Below are 16,646 nucleotides of genomic sequence, written 5' to 3'. Positions count from 1 at the left end.
AGGCTCATTTCACCCTTCTCACATCCAAATTAGGGAGGCGAGTGGTGTGCACGATTACATCAAAGAGAGAACTATCAAGATTGGTAAGTATATCGTGGAGACAAGAAAGACAGTGCGTGTCATTGCAAAGGAATTTGGGGTATCAAAGAGTACAGTCCATAAAGATTTAACAGAACGTCTACCAGAGATTAATCCAGAGCTCGCAAATGAAGTAAAAGAAATTCTTGATTATCATAAGTCTATTCGTCATTTAAGAGGTGGAGAAGCAACAAAACAAAAGTATAGAAAAGAAGATGTAGAGAAGCCTGTACGTCAATAATGTTACAGTAGCAAACATTCCGTTCACATTCGGTAATATTTTTCAGAAGAATTCTTTTTGCGAATATTACGTTTCTGTTAAATTTATGATAAAATCAGAAATTAGGTGAAAAGAATTCGGGTGTAACCTGATTTTGAATATCGAGGAGGAAAAAACGGGAATGTTTGCGCGAGATATCGGAATTGACCTAGGTACGGCTAACGTATTAATTCATGTTAAAGGTAAGGGTATTGTATTAAATGAGCCATCTGTTGTGGCCATTGATCGTAATAGTGGTAAAGTATTAGCAGTCGGTGAAGAAGCGAGAAGTATGGTGGGACGTACGCCTGGTAATATTGTAGCAATTCGTCCACTTAAAGATGGTGTAATCGCAGATTTCGAAATTACAGAAGCAATGTTAAAGTATTTCATTAACAAATTGGACGTAAAGAGCTTCTTTTCAAAACCTCGTATTTTAATTTGTTGTCCAACAAATATTACATCAGTAGAACAAAAAGCAATTCGTGAAGCTGCTGAACGTTCAGGTGGTAAAACAGTATTTTTAGAAGAAGAACCAAAAGTAGCCGCAGTTGGTGCTGGTATGGAAATCTTCCAACCAAGCGGTAACATGGTTGTTGATATTGGTGGAGGTACAACAGATATCGCTGTACTATCTATGGGTGATATTGTTACCTCTTCCTCTATCAAAATGGCTGGCGATAAGTTTGATATGGAGATCTTAAACTATATTAAACGTAAGTATAAGCTATTAATCGGAGAACGTACTTCAGAAGATATTAAAATTAAAGTTGGTACAGTATTCCCAGGTGCACGTAGCGAAGAACTTGAAATTCGCGGACGTGACATGGTAACAGGCTTACCACGTACAATTACAGTATGCTCTGAAGAAATTACAGAAGCATTAAAAGAAAATGCAGCTGTTATTGTACAAGCTGCAAAAGGCGTATTAGAGCGCACACCACCAGAATTATCTGCAGATATCATCGATCGCGGTGTTATTTTAACAGGCGGTGGAGCTTTACTACACGGTATCGACATGCTTCTAGCAGAAGAACTAAAAGTACCAGTATTAATTGCTGAAAACCCAATGCACTGCGTTGCGGTTGGTACAGGTATTATGTTAGAGAATATCGACAGATTACCAAAGCGTGCTTTGAGATAATTTGAAAGAACTAAGGCTGATGCCTTAGTTCTTTTTTTCGTTTTTATATTTTTTTATTTTGTTTTTTTGCGAAAATGGAAGGAAAATAGAGAAATATGAAGGAAACAGGTAAAATATTCATATATATGGTTAAATTTAATATTTCCTTAATTGAAAACGTTTATAATATAATGAGTCGAATACGACATTAAGGCAAATAATGTTTCAATACATATTGCCTTTCCCTAATTTGGGCATACACTCTTTTCCACCTCCGTGTCAGTTGCAAAAATGTGCAACTATTTTAATGGAATAGAGTGTGTGCATTTTTTTTAGGAAGTTGTACTAAATATAAAATGTTACTTTGTAATGACAAACAATAAACAAAATGGGATAATAGCAATATGTCCAAGTGGTAAGACCAATATTACAAAAGGGGCGATTGTTACATGCTAAATATAGAACAAATTAAAGAAATCATTCCTCACCGCTATCCATTTTTACTTGTTGATAAAATATTAGAAGTAGATGAAGGAAAAAGAGCGGTTGGGATTAAAAATGTATCCGCAAACGAAGAATTCTTTAATGGACACTTCCCTGACTATGCAGTTATGCCTGGTGTACTTATTGTAGAAGCATTAGCACAAGTCGGAGCAGTTGCAGTATTAAAGAAAGAAGAAAACCGCGGAAGACTTGCTTTCTTTGCAGGTATCGACAATTGCCGTTTCAAAAAACAAGTACGCCCAGGTGATCAGCTTCGTCTAGAAGTAGAAATGACACGCGTACGCGGCCCAATTGGAAAAGGAAAAGCAATCGCAACAGTAGATGGTGAAGTTGCATGTGAGGCAGAAATTACATTTGCGATTGGTGATAAAAAAGAATAGATAGTACTAAAAAATCTCCTTGTAAAAAGACAAGGAGATTTTTTTAATTTCTGCTATATAACGATGAAACGATAATATACAAACTAATCAGAAAATTACTTGTAAATAGATGGCAATTACCATATACTTACTTTATTGTTTATCTAGAAAACAGGATAAGTGATAAAGGTAATAAAGAAATAAGGGCATTGTCATATTGTTAAGGTACTTAAATAAGACAAAGTAGAATGTTATTGATTATGATGAAATGTGGGGAAATCAGCAAGAATATTAATTAGACGTATGAAATCGAGCATAAGAGAGAGAAAAGGGAAATGTCGCATTTCACAAAAGGAGATTATGAATATGTTCGGGAGAAAGAAAAGAAAACCATTACGACAATTAATTACACATAAAGAGCCTAAATCGCGTATTACAGAACAATACCGTAACATTCGTACAAACATTGAGTTTACATCTGTAGATAATCATGTTCGTTCTATTATTGTTACTTCAGCAGATCCAGGTGATGGGAAAACAACAACAATCGCAAACTTAGCAGTTGTTTTCGGACAACAAGGAAAGAAAGTTTTATTAATTGGAGCTGACTTGCGTAAGCCGACGATACAAAACTTATTTGCTATTCATAGTTCAAATGGGTTAACGAACTTATTATCAGGACAAGCAAAACTTATGCAATGCATTCAAAAAACAGATATAGAGAACGTATACTTAATGGCAGCAGGTCCAATCCCGCCAAACCCAGCAGAACTATTAGGGAGCCGGGCAATGGACGAGGCGTTGCTAGAAGCATATAACATGTTTGATATTATATTAATTGACACACCACCTGTCCTTGCGGTTACAGATGCACAAATACTTGCGAATAAATGTGATGGAATCGTACTCGTTGTACGAAGTGAAAAGACGGAAAAAGATAAAATCGTAAAAGCGAAACAAATATTAGATAAAGCATCAGGAAAACTACTAGGTGTTGTTTTAAACGATAAAAGAGAAGAAAAAGAACAGTATGGTTATTACTAAAATATAAAAAGCTAACAAAAATTTTGTTAGCTTTTTATTGTTTTCTGAAAATTCTTTATCAAGTTACACAGTATGAAAAACGTGATAAAATAAAAATTTTGGAAAATGATTGGAATGTGTTGTCATATTTAAGATTATTTTGTAAGATTAAACTTGTTTCTTGTGAACAAATACAGAACTGAATTATTAAAAATAAAAAATGTAAGATTTATATGTTATAATTTTTCCTATGTGTAAATTTTAGAAAGTTGGAGGAACCTATGGAAGAAACAATTAGTTTAAAAGAGTTATTTCATATCTTAAAAAAACGTTTAGCAATGATCCTCGTAATCGCCTTTGGTGCAGCTATTGTAAGTGCTATCATTAGCTTTTTCTTCATGACACCAATCTATCAATCTTCGACGCAAATTCTTGTTAACCAGAAGAAGCAAGAAGGGGCAATGATTCAAGCTGGTGAAATTCAAACGAATATTCAATTAACGAATACATATAAGGTTATTATTAAAAGTCCAGTAATCTTAGAACAAGTGAATGAAAAATTAAATTTAAATATGACATCTCAAGCGCTAACAGGAAAGATTAATGTTGCGAATGAAAAGGATTCACAAGTAATCTCTGTAACAGCTGAAGATAAAGATCCGAAACTAGCTCGTGATATTGCTAATGCAACTGCAGATGTATTTAAAGGTGAAGTTGCAAAAATTATGAACGTTGATAACGTAACAGTGCTATCTAAAGCAGAAGTTGCAGAAAATTTATCTCCAATTAAACCACGTCCAATGCTAAATGTAGCAATTGCTTTCGTTGTTGGTTTAATGGCTTCAGTTGGTCTTGCATTCTTACTGGAGTACTTAGATAACACAGTGAAGAAAGAAGAAGATGTAGAAAACTTACTTGGCTTACCAGTGCTAGGTATCGTTGCTCGTATGGATGAAGAAACAATGAACGTGAAATCACACGCTCCATCATCAAGAAAAGTGAGGGGACAAACAATTGGCTCTTAATTTATTTAAAAAGAAAAAGAATCATCGTCAACGTCGTCAATTAATTGCTCATCAACAACCGAAATCACCAATTTCAGAACAATATCGTAATATTCGAACGAATATTGAATTTGCAGCTATTGATACGAATTTACATTCATTAATGGTCACGTCTGCAAACCCAAGTGAAGGGAAAACGACAACGACAGCGAATATGGCAGTTGTGTTTGCTCAACAAGGAAAAAAAGTATTATTAATTGATGCAGATATGCGTAAACCAGCAATGCATCAAATGTTCCAAGTTGATAATATTTTTGGACTCACGAACGTATTAACACATAGTGAACATTTAGAAAAATGTGTACAAACGACATCTGTAGACAATCTACACTTTTTAGCCTGTGGCCCAATCCCACCAAACCCAGCCGAATTGTTAGGTTCAAAATCAATGAAAGAACTTCTTGGACAAGCATACAGCATGTATGATTTAGTTATTTTTGATATGCCGCCTATTTTAGCTGTTACCGATGCGCAAATTATGGCAAATGTATGTGATGCTTCGATTCTTGTTGTTCGTAGTGAATCAACAGAGAAAGAAACAGCAGTAAAAGCAAAGGGATTGTTAGAATCGGCTAAAGGTAAATTGTTAGGCGTTGTTCTAAACGATCGTGAACGTGAAGAAGGCTTATATTATTATTACGGTGCAAACTAATTAAAAGAGTGAGATATGGTTGAAACATATCTCCTTTTTTCCCTTGAACATGAGAAATCTCTCATATTCAAGGGAAAAAAGATTTTTATATGAGAGAGGGATGATGAAACAAATGATAGATTTACATTGTCACATTTTACCTGGTATCGATGATGGTGCACAGACAGTAACAGATAGTTTAGCAATGGCACAACAAGCTGTAGCGGAAGGAATACATACAATTGTCGCAACGCCGCACCATCAAAATGGAAAATATGTAAATGAACGTACCCCAATTATTCATCACGTAAAACAACTAAATGATGAACTACAACAACATAATATTCCACTTACTATTTTACCTGGGCAAGAAGTCAGGTTATATGGCGATTTATTAGAAGACTATGAAGCTGATAAAATCGTTACTTTAAATGAAACAAATAAATATATATTCATTGAATTTCCATCGAATCATGTACCTCGTTATGCCGAACAATTATTATACGAATTACGTGTAAAGGGAATGATTCCAATTATTGTTCACCCGGAGCGTAATGCCGAGTTAATCGAGCGGCCAGATAAGTTATATAACATTGTAAATAAAGGGGCATTAACGCAAGTAACGGCAGGTAGTTTATTAGGGAAATTCGGTAAAAAAATTAAAAAGTTTTCACTACAACTTGTAGAACATAATTTAACACATATGGTCGCTTCAGATGCACATAACACAACGTCAAGAGGATTTCATTTAGCGGAAAGTTATGAATTAATTGAGAAAGAATTCGGAATGAATGTTATGAGTGATTTGAAAGAAAATCCGTACTTATTAATTAGCGGGAAGGCAATTTACAAAGAAGATCCAGAACAAATTCGCCGTAAAAAATTGTTCGGTATTTTTTAAATAAAATTGGTGATGTCTCCTAACCGTTATCAAGGGGGGCACTCGGTCGTGCTGTGGGTAGAAATTTTTATTTCGAACCTACCTTAGACGCTTGTCGTCGGGAGTATGACGTGAGGGTGGGTTAGATGCCCATAATTTATTTGTAATAGAAACTCTACCTATGGAGTTATAAACATGACTCTATAGGTAGGGTTTTTGTTATTGCTACATATAAATAAAAGGATGCAGGGGGACTACAATTGAAAAAAGTAAGAAAAGCAATTATTCCAGCAGCTGGTCTGGGAACAAGATTTTTACCAGCAACGAAAGCGATGCCGAAAGAAATGTTACCTATCGTTGATAAACCGACAATTCAATACATAATAGAAGAAGCGATGGAATCAGGAATTGAAGATATTATTGTTGTCACAGGAAAAGGAAAGCGCGCAATCGAAGATCATTTTGATCATTCTTTTGAATTAGAACAAAGCCTTTTAGAAAAAGGGAAGTATGAAATGCTTGAAAAAGTACAAGCTTCTTCAAAAATTAATATTCATTATATAAGACAAAAGGAACCAAAAGGTTTAGGACACGCAGTATGGTGTGCACGTAAATTTATTGGAAATGAACCATTTGCGGTATTACTTGGTGATGATATTGTGAAAGCAGAAACGCCATGTTTACGTCAATTAATGGATCAATATGAAGGAACACAATCATCTGTTATAGGTGTACAAACAGTACCAGAAAATGAAACGCATCGTTACGGTATTATCGATCCAGTTGAACAAAATGATCGACGTTATCAAGTACGTCAATTTGTAGAGAAGCCAGAGCAAGGAACAGCACCATCAAACTTAGCTATTATGGGTCGTTACGTATTAACACCAGAAATTTTTATGTTTCTAGAGAATCAACAAACAGGTGCAGGCGGCGAAATTCAATTAACAGATGCGATTCAACGATTAAATGAAATTCAGCGTGTGTTTGCTTATGACTTTGAAGGGATTCGTTATGATGTTGGGGAGAAATTTGGATTTATTAAGACGACAATTGAGATGGCATTACAAAATGAAGAGTTAAGAGAGTCATTAATAGATTATATGGATGGAATTTTGAAGAAGAGAAAAAATATATAGGTGAGGTGGAATAATTTTGAATTTGGTAAAAGTATCAGAGAATAAACTGAAAAAAGAAGCAAATGAAATACTAGTTTGTGAGCAAGTACCTGTCCGTAAAGGGTATATATTGGCAAAGCGATGTGTGGACTTTATGGGGGCATTGTGTGGGCTAATAATTTTATCTCCGGTTTTTCTTATGGTAGCAATACTTATTAAATATGAAGATCCAAAGGGCCCTGTATTTTTTAAACAAATTCGTATGGGTAAAAATGGACGTAATTTCTATATGTATAAATTTCGTTCTATGGTTACAGATGCAGAAAAACGCTTAGAGGATTTGTTAATTCAGAATGAAGTGTCGGGTGCAATGTTTAAAATGAAGGATGATCCTCGTGTGACACAGATAGGGAAATTTATTCGTAGAACAAGTATTGATGAGTTACCACAACTAATTAATGTCTTAAAGGGAGAAATGAGTTTAGTTGGTCCGAGGCCACCACTACCAAGAGAAGTCCAGGAATATACTAATTATGATCGCCAAAGATTAATGGTGAAACCTGGGTGTACAGGCATTTGGCAAATTAGTGGGAGAAGCAGCCTGAGCTTTGCTGAAATGGTGGAACTAGATATTGAGTATATAATTAATAGAAACTTAATATTAGATTTTAAAATTATTATAAAAACAGTAGGAGTAATGTTATTTGATAAAAATGCATATTGATTTTAAGGTGTTATTGTATATTTTCGATTTAACAATAGGGAAGTGTAAAAGTGTATAAATTAGAGAAAATTGAACTGGTGTACAATACAGTTAAGTTTATGAGAAGAAAACAGATCAAATCACGCATTATTTATCAATTAAGAAAAAAAACTTCAAGAAAAATTCAATTGCTGGAAGTAGATAATGTAAAGAATAATTTTACATATTATGATTCAATGGTTGTCAATTCTTTAAAGAATTCTTCAGAAATAGTAGTAGATTTCCAAAAAGTAAATGATTTATACAATAAAAAATTTACTTTTCTTAATAATTTGAGTTTTGGATTTCAGGGAAGAATAGACTGGAGTGCTAACCCATTTGATTATAGATTATGGAATTTTAATTTAAATTATTTTGACTTTTTGAATGATTTCTCTTACGCATATCTAATTGATAGGGATATCAAATGGATGGAAAAGGGGACGGAATATATATTAGACTGGTGGCATACTAATAAAAGTCACTATGATTCAAACTTATGGGACCCATATGTGGTAGCTAAGAGGGTTTTTAATATATCTTTGTTTTTCTCGGTTTTAGATGAAGCTAGTAAAAAGAGATATAAGAAAGAATACGGAAATATAATTAAAACACACGTTAATTTTTTGGAGAAAAACATAGAAGAATACTTGGGGGCAAATCATCTGATAATGGATGGGAAAGGTCTAGTCTTCGGAGGGGTCTTTTTAAATGAAATTTCGATTATTAAAACCGGAATAAATCTATTAAAAAGAGAGCTTCAGGAACAAGTCCTTGAAAGTGGAATGCACTATGAAATGTCTTCGTCATATCATATTGAGGTTTTGATGCATTTTATGGAGGTTGGAATTCTATTAAATAGAAATGGATTTCAGGATGAGGGGAAATATTTTATAGACCAAATTCATAAAATGTTTGAGTGTTTATATGAATTTATGATGCCTAATTCTGAAATACCACTTATAAATGATTCCACATTAGATTATCCAATACAAGCTTCAAATATTCTTGAATGTGGAAGTTTACTGTACTCGGATTCAAAATATCTAAAATATTGTCCTGAAAAAACAAGTACTTATACATATATGCTGTTTGGTACAGAGGGAATAAAAAAGATACAAAAGATGCGTAGAAATCCCGTGACTTGTGCTGGTCTTAGTGTTCACGAACATGGTGGATACTATATTATTAAAGATTCATTAGAAGGAATAGGTGGGTTGTATCTATTATTTGATTGTGGAAGTTGTGGGCCAGATTATAACTTAGGTCATACACATGCAGATTCGTTGAATGTGATTTTGACATTGGGTGAAAAAAAAGTTTTTGTTGACACTGGAACGTATACTTATCAAATTTCGAAAGAAAGGGATTATTTAAGATCTACCGCTGCACATAATACTTTGTGTATTGATGGTATTTCAAGTTCTCAGGTATGGAAAGCATTCAGAACTGCCAAGAGGGCATATTCTCATATAATAAAATATGATCAGAGCGAAAGTTATGTACATATAAGTGCAGAGCATGACGGCTATACAAAGACTTTAAAAGGTTCTAAGTTATTTCATAGACGAACGGTTATATACTTTAAAAATATAGGTATTATATTTGTTGACAAGGTGTATGGACGTTTTGAGAAAATGCATAATTTAGAGGTTAATTATTATTTAGGAGAGGAATTTGATCAAATAAATTCCAGAGGTATTAAATTTAAGAATTCGAATACGATAGTTAAAACAAATTTTGATATGAAGATAAAAGATAGTAAGGGAGCAGAGCAATTTAATATACATAAGATGCTCAAGAATATAAAATCAAATACTACTGTAGGAAGTGAAGCAATCTATATTACAGTGGTAGATTTATATGGAGATAAAATAAATATTTTAGATAATGGATCAGTAATATTTATTAATACTACAGATACTTCATATGAGTACGATACAAAGCTAGACAAAATTTGTGAAATTAATAAGGAGAATGGATGGTAAATATTACATGAAATTATTATATATTTCCCAATTTTATTATCCTGAGCGTGCGGCTGCAGCATTTAGGGCTTATGAGAATTCTAAATATTGGGCTGGTGAAGGACATAATGTAACTATTTTTACTGGGAATCCCAACTTTCCAACGGGAACTCTTTTTGAAGGGTATGCCAATAAATTGATTGATATTGAAACAAAAGAAGGAGTTAAAATTATTAGAAATAAAGTTTTGGCTAGGAAAAACACGAATATTTTTAATAGGTTAATTTGTTATTTGAGTTTTCCTTTTTTTGGGGTATTAAATATGTTATTTAATCGTAAAAAAATTGGTCAAGATTATAATATGATTTTAGCAACTACGGGCACAATATTTGCTCCATTTTTAGGTATATTGTATTCGAAAATACTAAAAAAACCATTAATAGTAGAATTTAGGGATATAACATACTCGCAAATGGTGGCTAATGGAAAATCAAAATCCAGTTTTGCTTACAAAATTGTTAGGAGAATTGAATTATTGTTTTGTAAGCATGCGAAGCATATTGTAACTGTAACAGAGGGGTTTCGGAAGGAATTAGTAGAGGAAGGAATTCCTAAGGAAAAAATCTCAGTAATATATAATGGAGTTAAAATTGAAGAGAATAACTATGGATTGGTGAAGAATAATTCTAAAAAAGAAGTTACTATAGGTTATTTTGGGGCATTGGGAAAATCTCAAAACTTACAGTTTATTATAGATGTATTTAATAAGATACAGATTAGTAATATGCAAGTTAATCTGTTGTTTATAGGGGACGGAGCAGAAAAAGAGACTCTTAATGAATATATTAAAAGTAATAACCTCAAAAACATTAAACTAATGGATAATATGGAAAAAAACGAATTAGACGTCTATTACGAAAAATGCGATTTTCTTATAGTTTCTTTGAAAAATAATAAGGCCTTTAAAAATACAGTGCCATCAAAGATATTTCATATAATGGGTAAGGCCAAGCCAATAATTTATTTTGGGCCAATAGGAGAAGCAAGTAATATAATAGAAGAGGCAAAGAGTGGGGTTATTGTTAATACAGTAAATTTAGAGGAAGCTCAACAGGTTGTTCAGGATAGTTTACAAAAAAATGTATATGAAACTAAGAATATGGGTAGTGCTGGATATGAATTTGTAAAAGCTAAATTTGATAGAGAGCACTTGGCTAAAAAATATATGGAGATTATTAAGAAAGTATCGTCCCAATAAATCTGTATAGAAGATAGGTGTAATTAGTTATATGAAAGTGCAGTTAATTCCTAAAAGTTATTTAATAGTTATAATAACCCTCATATTTTATTATTGGAATACATTTTTTGAAGGGGATTTTAAAAATAAATTGGCTGTATGTATATTTTTAATAGGAATAGTTATTGGCAGAATGTATGTGAAAATCATTCCAATATATAAAATTAGTCGAGATACGTATTCTTTAAATAATAAGTTACTAATAAAACTAGGGTTTTCAATGTTTATTGTTGGGTTACTAAGTCATTTTATGTATTATGATATATCGGTATTTAGAACAACAGAATATGCTGAAGGGTACTTAAATAGTAGAGGTAAGGGATACATCACAGTTTTTTTTGAGTGGTTACCATTAGGCCTTCTTATAGCACTTCAGGGTTTCAAGGAAGAAAAGAGGAAGAGTGCAATAATATTCTTACTGCTACTTTTAATAATTTATTGTGGGTTTTACTTTTTTATTCTTATGAAGAGAAGACAAATTATTTTGGTGGCAATATGTTTGGCTGCACTTTTTATTCCAAATAAAGTTAAGCTGAGGAATGTAATTAGTATTTATATAATTGGGGTTTTAGGATATCTTATCTTTGGTATTTTCGGTAAAGTTAGAGGAGTTTATCAAAATTCAACTTTGGCTGAAACCATGACCTTTATTAGTAATAATTTCGATTGGGATTGGATAGCGCTCGATACGGGGTTTGAAGGGAAATATATTTCCATGATACTAGTCGATACAATGAACTATGTAGAAAGTATGGGGTTGGATTTAAAGGTTATACTAGGATCTATTATCGTGATGGTCCCAAGATCGTTACTTGGGGGGGAAAAACTTTTGGCATTCCCTGAATGGTATACATTTAACTTCCATCCATATGAATATAGCCAAAATATAGGATATGCAGGTTCCATTGTAGCTGAAAGTTACTTATTCTTATCTTGGGCTGGTATATTTTTAGTTGCCCTTTTTATTGGATATATATCTAAGTTTATAGATGGTCTTAGTAAATCTAGCTATAAGATTATTTATGGTATATGTATTTATACATTCTTAATAATTCCAAGACTAGATTTTGGATCTTTATTAATAATATTTATGTTCTCCATAATACCAATTTATATATTAATAAGGATTGCAATTAAGAAGTTTGATATAAAATAATAATATTTCTTAAGGGTGGAGTAGCTGTAGGTTATGAAAAAAATTATTAAGTATGTCGGTGTAATTGCATTAGGCAATATCCTTATTAAGATGTTAGGGTTTATAAGGGAAGTGGCTATTTCATATAAATTTGGTGCTTCACCAATAACCGACGCATATTTGGTTGCATTTACCATCCCTTTAATACTATTTCAATTCTTAGGGGTGGGATATGCAACCTCTATAATTAAAGTGTTGAGTTCATTAGAAGAAAAGGTTCAGGAAAAAAGGGTGTTTATTTCTAGGGTGTTTTCATATACATTGCTAACATCAATTCTATTACTTTTTCTAGGACTTGTTTTTAGTAAACCGATTGTTAAAATATTTTCTCCTGGGTTAGAACCTCAAACTATAGAGTTAGCATCAGAGTTATTAAGGCTCTCTATGCCGATGGTTATTAGTAGTATGATTATTGCTATTTCAAGTGGAATACTGCAATATTCTAATAAATTTGCAATTGATGTGTGGTCAAATTTACCAAATAATTTAATAATCATAATTTCAATAGTTTGTTTTTCCGGGATTGGTGGAATTTATGCAGTAACTTTGAGCACTGTTATTGGTTCTTTAACCATATTATTAATTCAATTACCCTTTAGTTTGAAATATGGGCTAAATCTTAGATTGGATTTTAAAGTAGATGAAAATTTAAATAAATTTGTGAAAATCTTGATACCGGCAACACTTTTATCTATGGTACAAATGATAGGAGCATTAATTAATAGATTTATAGCATCATTTATGGAAAATGGTAGTATTTCTATTTTGTATTTTGCTGATAGATTATATAATTTACCTTATTTAGTAGTAGTAATGGCAATTACTACTGTATTTTTCCCTAAATTAGTTAGTCTTTTTAATAATAATGAATTAGCTAAATTTAAGATATATGTGGCAGGTTTATTCAAAGTAATCATAATATTAATGACCTCTATCGCAATAGTAATGTTTGTTTTAAGGCAAGAATTAGTGGAAATAGTTTATCAAAGGGGAAGTTTTTCTAAGGAAGCAGTTTCTTTGACAGCAACATGTTTTGGAATTTATTCCTTAGGAATAATCTTTTTGAGTCTTAGGGAACTATTTATCAAAATATATTTTTGCTTAAATGATACAAAAATACTACTAATGAACAGCTTATACATGTTTCTACTCAACCTTATTTTAGGTATAGTACTGTCTTATTTTTACGGGATTTATGGTTTAGCAGCAAGTACACCATTATCAGTATTAATTTCAAGCTTATATTTATATAAAAATTTGAAGATGAGTGGTTATTTGAATGTTAATAAATTCTTTTTAATAAAATATTTAATGATTAGTTGTATTACGTTTGTTGTAGCGAAGGTATTTTTAGAAATTTTTTATAGGTATACTGATAATCTGTTATTAATAGTTACTGTAATTTCTTTTATAGTTATCAGTATATATGGTAGTTTAATATGGATTTTTAGACTAATACCTAAATTTAAATAAAAATATTTAGGTTTAACCCAAGGAGATAGCTTTTATGAAGGATGAAATTATTCTGGTTGGGCCAGGGACTGATTCTATGGGGGGCGTTGCTACTCATATAAGGACTTTACAAACTTGTTTTGAAGAAGGTGGGAAGTCTGTTCTGATACACGATATTAGTGGAGGGAACGAAAAAAATTTCTTGTTAAGAAAGATTAAAGAGTTCAGTAAAATATGGAGATTGAGAAAGGTGACGAAAAATAAGAAGGACAGTGTGGTACATTTAAATCCTTCGATTTATTATGGTTCTTTAATGAAATTATGGCTTACCCTGTCGATAATTAAGCATGAAAATATTATTGTCCAATATCACGGTGGTTATTTTTCGGAGTTGAAATTATTTAAAAATAAGTTTATTAGATTTTTATTTAAAAAAATTAATACTAAACCCAAAAAAATTCTTTTTTTGAGTAAAGATCAAAAAATGGAGTTTGAGGATGTTTATCCAGATGCCAAAGTGAATGTGAGTCTAGTTCCAAATTTTATTGATGTTAGAGGAATTGAGAAAAGAAATGTCTTTACTGATGGGAAAGTAAAGTTCCTTTTTTTATCCAGGTTAATACAAGAAAAAGGTGTATTTGAAGTCTTAGAAGCAGCTAAATTACTTCAAGATAAAGAAGTGGAATTTACAATTATAGGTTCAGGACCTATAGAAGGACAAATTATAGAATACATTGATAAAAATAATCTTCATGAGGTAGTCAAATTTGTAGGGGCAAAATTTGATAAAGAAAAAGAAGATTATTTGAGCACAGCCCATGTTTTTATACTTCCAAGTTGGAGGGAAGGAATACCATATTCGGTATTAGAAGCAATGAAATTTAGTTTAGCAGTTCTTTGTACTCCAGTTGGTGGGTTAAAAGAAATTATTATTGATGGAGATAATGGCTTATTTATACAAAAAGATTCAAATAATATATGTCAAAGAGTATTGTATCTGTTAGAGGATACAGATAAAATTAATCAATTTGGTGGAAATGCATTTGATTATGCGTCTAATTATTTATCTTATGAAAAAGCGTTTAATACATTTATGAGTATATATAGTGAAATGAAAAAAGCTTAGGAGGAAATAATTATGAAGAAAATATGTGTTGTAGGTTTGGGGTATATAGGATTACCAACTTGTGCAATGTTTGCAAAGGCAGGATTTCAGGTAACGGGAGTAGATGTTAATCCGTTAATAATTGATACAGTAAATGAAGGTAAAATTCATATAGAGGAAGTTGGATTAGGTGAACTGGTGAAAGAGGAAGTTTCAAAAGGGAACTTAAATGCAAGTTTAAAGCCAGTATTAGCTGATGTATATATTATTGCTGTTCCAACTCCTCATAATTACGACCATACTGCAGATTTAAAGTATGTACAATCTGCAGTAGAATCAATTAAACCATTTTTACAAAAAGGAAATATATTAATTGTAGAATCTACTATTCCACCACGTACAATTAACGATATTGTTGCCCCGGCAATAGAAGAGGCTGGTTGGAAAGTTGGAGAAGAAATTTATTTAGCACATTGTCCAGAACGTGTATTACCTGGAAGAATTCTTATTGAATTAGTAGAAAATGCACGAATAGTTGGAGGGATTAATGAAATCTCAGCTAATAAAGCAGCGGATATATATAAGAGTTTTGTAAAAGGAAATGTTATTACAACAACTGCAGTAACTGCAGAAATGGCTAAATTAATGGAAAATACATTTAGGGATGTAAATATAGCATTAGCCAATGAATTAGCTAAAATATCAGCGAATTTAGGGATTAACGCTCTAGATGTTATTAGTTTAGCTAATTTACATCCGAGAGTTAATTTACACACTCCAGGTCCAGGTGTTGGTGGTCATTGTTTAGCGGTTGACCCGTATTTTATCATTGAGAAAGACCCTCAAAACGCTCAATTAATTAGTGATGCTAGAGAAATTAATAACTCTATGCCGAGGTTTGTAGTTGAAAATGTTGGTAAAATATTAGGAGGAAGTCGTGGTAAAATTACGGTTATGGGCCTAACATATAAGGGAAATATAGATGATGTACGTGAAAGTCCAGCTATGGAAATAGTAGAATTGCTAGGAAAAGAAGGCTATGAGGTGGCGGTTTATGATCCACATGTGGTACAAGAAGCAGTTCCTTATGAGTTAAAAACATTTAAAGAGGCAGTTGATAAAACGCAATGTATTTTAGTTTTATCAGACCATAATGAATTTAAGAATTTGGATGAGGAAATTATAATTAAAAGGGCAGAAAGACCGATAATTTTCGATACTAGAAATTGTGTGCAGATAAGTAATAAAGCTATTTTATATTACAATTATAATAATCTGCACGAAGCTATTAATAATTTAGTTTGCAAAAATATTTAGTAATGAAACAATTGTTAGGTGGCAGATATAAATGAATGTTTATAAATGGTATAGGGTATCAAGAGTACTTTATGAATGGAAAATTCCCTTTATTCCTAGCTTTATTACTTATCTTATTCGCTTTATATTTGGTTGCTATATTCCATTCTCAGCTCAAATAGGGAAAAAGACAACTTTAGGATATGGGGGACTAGGGATAGTCATTCATAGAAGGGCTATAATAGGAGATAATTGTATAATTAATGCTGGTGTTACCATAGGAGGCACATCGAAAAAAAACAATGTACCCAAATTAGGAGATAAGGTCTACGTGGGTACAGGTGCCAAAATATTAGGTCCAGTATCAATAGGAAATAATGTGGTAATTGGGGCAAATGCAGTAGTATTAAAGGATATTCCAGATAATTGTATGGTTGTGGGTATTCCTGCTAAGATAGTAAAAACTGATATTAATATTGATAGTTACCTTTAAATATGGATAGCCAGTAAAATTCTTACTATGAAAATTTGATAGAGAAATGTTGCTTCATAT

16 protein-coding genes are annotated in these 16,646 nt (G+C 32.1%); all 16 read left to right on the top strand.

Annotation, left to right across the window (positions count from 1 at the left end; genetic code table 11):
* Window positions 1-46: 46 nt before the first annotated feature.
* The 16 genes from spoIIID to AC1Q8M_RS22650 all read left to right on the top strand — a co-directional run bounded on the left by spoIIID (window position 47) and on the right by AC1Q8M_RS22650 (window position 16,586).
* A complete protein-coding gene (spoIIID, locus tag AC1Q8M_RS22725) occupies window positions 47-319 on the top strand; it encodes a sporulation transcriptional regulator SpoIIID (RefSeq protein ID WP_000544012.1) in 273 nt (90 codons plus the stop codon).
* A gap of 160 nt (window positions 320-479) precedes the next feature.
* On the top strand, window positions 480-1,481 hold the full coding sequence (locus AC1Q8M_RS22720) for a rod shape-determining protein (RefSeq protein WP_000457978.1): 1,002 nt from the start codon (window positions 480-482) through the stop codon (window positions 1,479-1,481).
* Between the two features lie 428 nt (window positions 1,482-1,909).
* Complete coding sequence (fabZ, locus tag AC1Q8M_RS22715) at window positions 1,910-2,344, top strand: 3-hydroxyacyl-ACP dehydratase FabZ (RefSeq protein ID WP_000931959.1); 435 nt, start codon at window positions 1,910-1,912, stop codon at window positions 2,342-2,344.
* Between the two features lie 345 nt (window positions 2,345-2,689).
* Window positions 2,690-3,367 (top strand): CpsD/CapB family tyrosine-protein kinase, encoded by a 678-nt coding sequence (locus AC1Q8M_RS22710; protein ID WP_000467945.1) that lies wholly within the window; start codon window positions 2,690-2,692, stop codon window positions 3,365-3,367.
* 260 nt (window positions 3,368-3,627) lie between these two features.
* Window positions 3,628-4,371: a YveK family protein gene (locus AC1Q8M_RS22705; RefSeq protein ID WP_000393142.1), complete on the top strand. Its 744-nt coding sequence runs from the start codon at window positions 3,628-3,630 to the stop codon at window positions 4,369-4,371.
* Entirely contained in the window at window positions 4,361-5,062 is a 702-nt protein-coding gene (locus tag AC1Q8M_RS22700; protein ID WP_001207145.1) for a CpsD/CapB family tyrosine-protein kinase, read from the top strand. The genes AC1Q8M_RS22705 and AC1Q8M_RS22700 overlap by 11 nt, the downstream gene beginning before the upstream one ends.
* A 112-nt stretch (window positions 5,063-5,174) precedes the next feature.
* Window positions 5,175-5,942 (top strand): tyrosine-protein phosphatase, encoded by a 768-nt coding sequence (locus AC1Q8M_RS22695; RefSeq protein WP_098832168.1) that lies wholly within the window; start codon window positions 5,175-5,177, stop codon window positions 5,940-5,942.
* 239 nt (window positions 5,943-6,181) lie between these two features.
* On the top strand, window positions 6,182-7,060 hold the full coding sequence (gene galU / locus AC1Q8M_RS22690; protein WP_000757794.1) for a UTP--glucose-1-phosphate uridylyltransferase GalU: 879 nt from the start codon (window positions 6,182-6,184) through the stop codon (window positions 7,058-7,060).
* 16 nt (window positions 7,061-7,076) lie between these two features.
* Window positions 7,077-7,763 carry a sugar transferase gene (locus tag AC1Q8M_RS22685; RefSeq protein ID WP_098855436.1) on the top strand — a complete coding sequence of 229 codons (687 nt, stop codon included), beginning with the start codon at window positions 7,077-7,079 and terminating at the stop codon, window positions 7,761-7,763.
* 50 nt (window positions 7,764-7,813) lie between these two features.
* Window positions 7,814-9,769 (top strand): alginate lyase family protein, encoded by a 1,956-nt coding sequence (locus AC1Q8M_RS22680; RefSeq protein ID WP_098855435.1) that lies wholly within the window; start codon window positions 7,814-7,816, stop codon window positions 9,767-9,769.
* Window positions 9,759-11,006, top strand: a complete 1,248-nt coding sequence (locus AC1Q8M_RS22675; protein ID WP_492334196.1) for a glycosyltransferase family 4 protein — start codon at window positions 9,759-9,761, stop codon at window positions 11,004-11,006. The genes AC1Q8M_RS22680 and AC1Q8M_RS22675 overlap by 11 nt, the downstream gene beginning before the upstream one ends.
* Window positions 11,007-11,037: 31 nt before the next feature.
* Window positions 11,038-12,201: an O-antigen polysaccharide polymerase Wzy gene (locus AC1Q8M_RS22670; RefSeq protein ID WP_098855433.1), complete on the top strand. Its 1,164-nt coding sequence runs from the start codon at window positions 11,038-11,040 to the stop codon at window positions 12,199-12,201.
* 33 nt (window positions 12,202-12,234) lie between these two features.
* Window positions 12,235-13,713, top strand: coding sequence for a murein biosynthesis integral membrane protein MurJ (murJ, locus tag AC1Q8M_RS22665; protein WP_000720342.1), 1,479 nt, complete (start codon window positions 12,235-12,237; stop codon window positions 13,711-13,713).
* Between the two features lie 34 nt (window positions 13,714-13,747).
* The gene (locus AC1Q8M_RS22660; protein ID WP_098855432.1) at window positions 13,748-14,818 is read left to right on the top strand and encodes a glycosyltransferase family 4 protein; all 1,071 of its coding nucleotides are present in this window, start codon (window positions 13,748-13,750) and stop codon (window positions 14,816-14,818) included.
* 9 nt (window positions 14,819-14,827) lie between these two features.
* Entirely contained in the window at window positions 14,828-16,114 is a 1,287-nt protein-coding gene (locus AC1Q8M_RS22655) for a nucleotide sugar dehydrogenase (protein WP_041488137.1), read from the top strand.
* Window positions 16,115-16,145: 31 nt separating this feature from the next.
* Window positions 16,146-16,586 carry a serine O-acetyltransferase gene (locus AC1Q8M_RS22650; protein ID WP_001103739.1) on the top strand — a complete coding sequence of 147 codons (441 nt, stop codon included), beginning with the start codon at window positions 16,146-16,148 and terminating at the stop codon, window positions 16,584-16,586.
* Window positions 16,587-16,646: the final 60 nt, after the last annotated feature.

It is taken from the genome of Bacillus sp. GW823-FHT06A10 (genome assembly GCF_058795375.1).
Note: the sequence above shows the minus strand (reverse complement) of the source record. Positions and strands in the feature narration are given on the sequence as shown.

Coding starts and splice junctions, on each gene's coding strand:
- AC1Q8M_RS22720 (WP_000457978.1), top strand. CDS start 480: ATGTTTGCGCGAGATATCGGAATTGACCTAGGTACGGCTAACGTATTA.
- fabZ (WP_000931959.1), top strand. CDS start 1,910: ATGCTAAATATAGAACAAATTAAAGAAATCATTCCTCACCGCTATCCA.
- AC1Q8M_RS22710 (WP_000467945.1), top strand. CDS start 2,690: ATGTTCGGGAGAAAGAAAAGAAAACCATTACGACAATTAATTACACAT.
- AC1Q8M_RS22705 (WP_000393142.1), top strand. CDS start 3,628: ATGGAAGAAACAATTAGTTTAAAAGAGTTATTTCATATCTTAAAAAAA.
- AC1Q8M_RS22695 (WP_098832168.1), top strand. CDS start 5,175: ATGATAGATTTACATTGTCACATTTTACCTGGTATCGATGATGGTGCA.
- AC1Q8M_RS22675 (WP_492334196.1), top strand. CDS start 9,759: ATGGATGGTAAATATTACATGAAATTATTATATATTTCCCAATTTTAT.
- AC1Q8M_RS22670 (WP_098855433.1), top strand. CDS start 11,038: ATGAAAGTGCAGTTAATTCCTAAAAGTTATTTAATAGTTATAATAACC.
- murJ (WP_000720342.1), top strand. CDS start 12,235: ATGAAAAAAATTATTAAGTATGTCGGTGTAATTGCATTAGGCAATATC.
- AC1Q8M_RS22660 (WP_098855432.1), top strand. CDS start 13,748: ATGAAGGATGAAATTATTCTGGTTGGGCCAGGGACTGATTCTATGGGG.
- AC1Q8M_RS22650 (WP_001103739.1), top strand. CDS start 16,146: ATGAATGTTTATAAATGGTATAGGGTATCAAGAGTACTTTATGAATGG.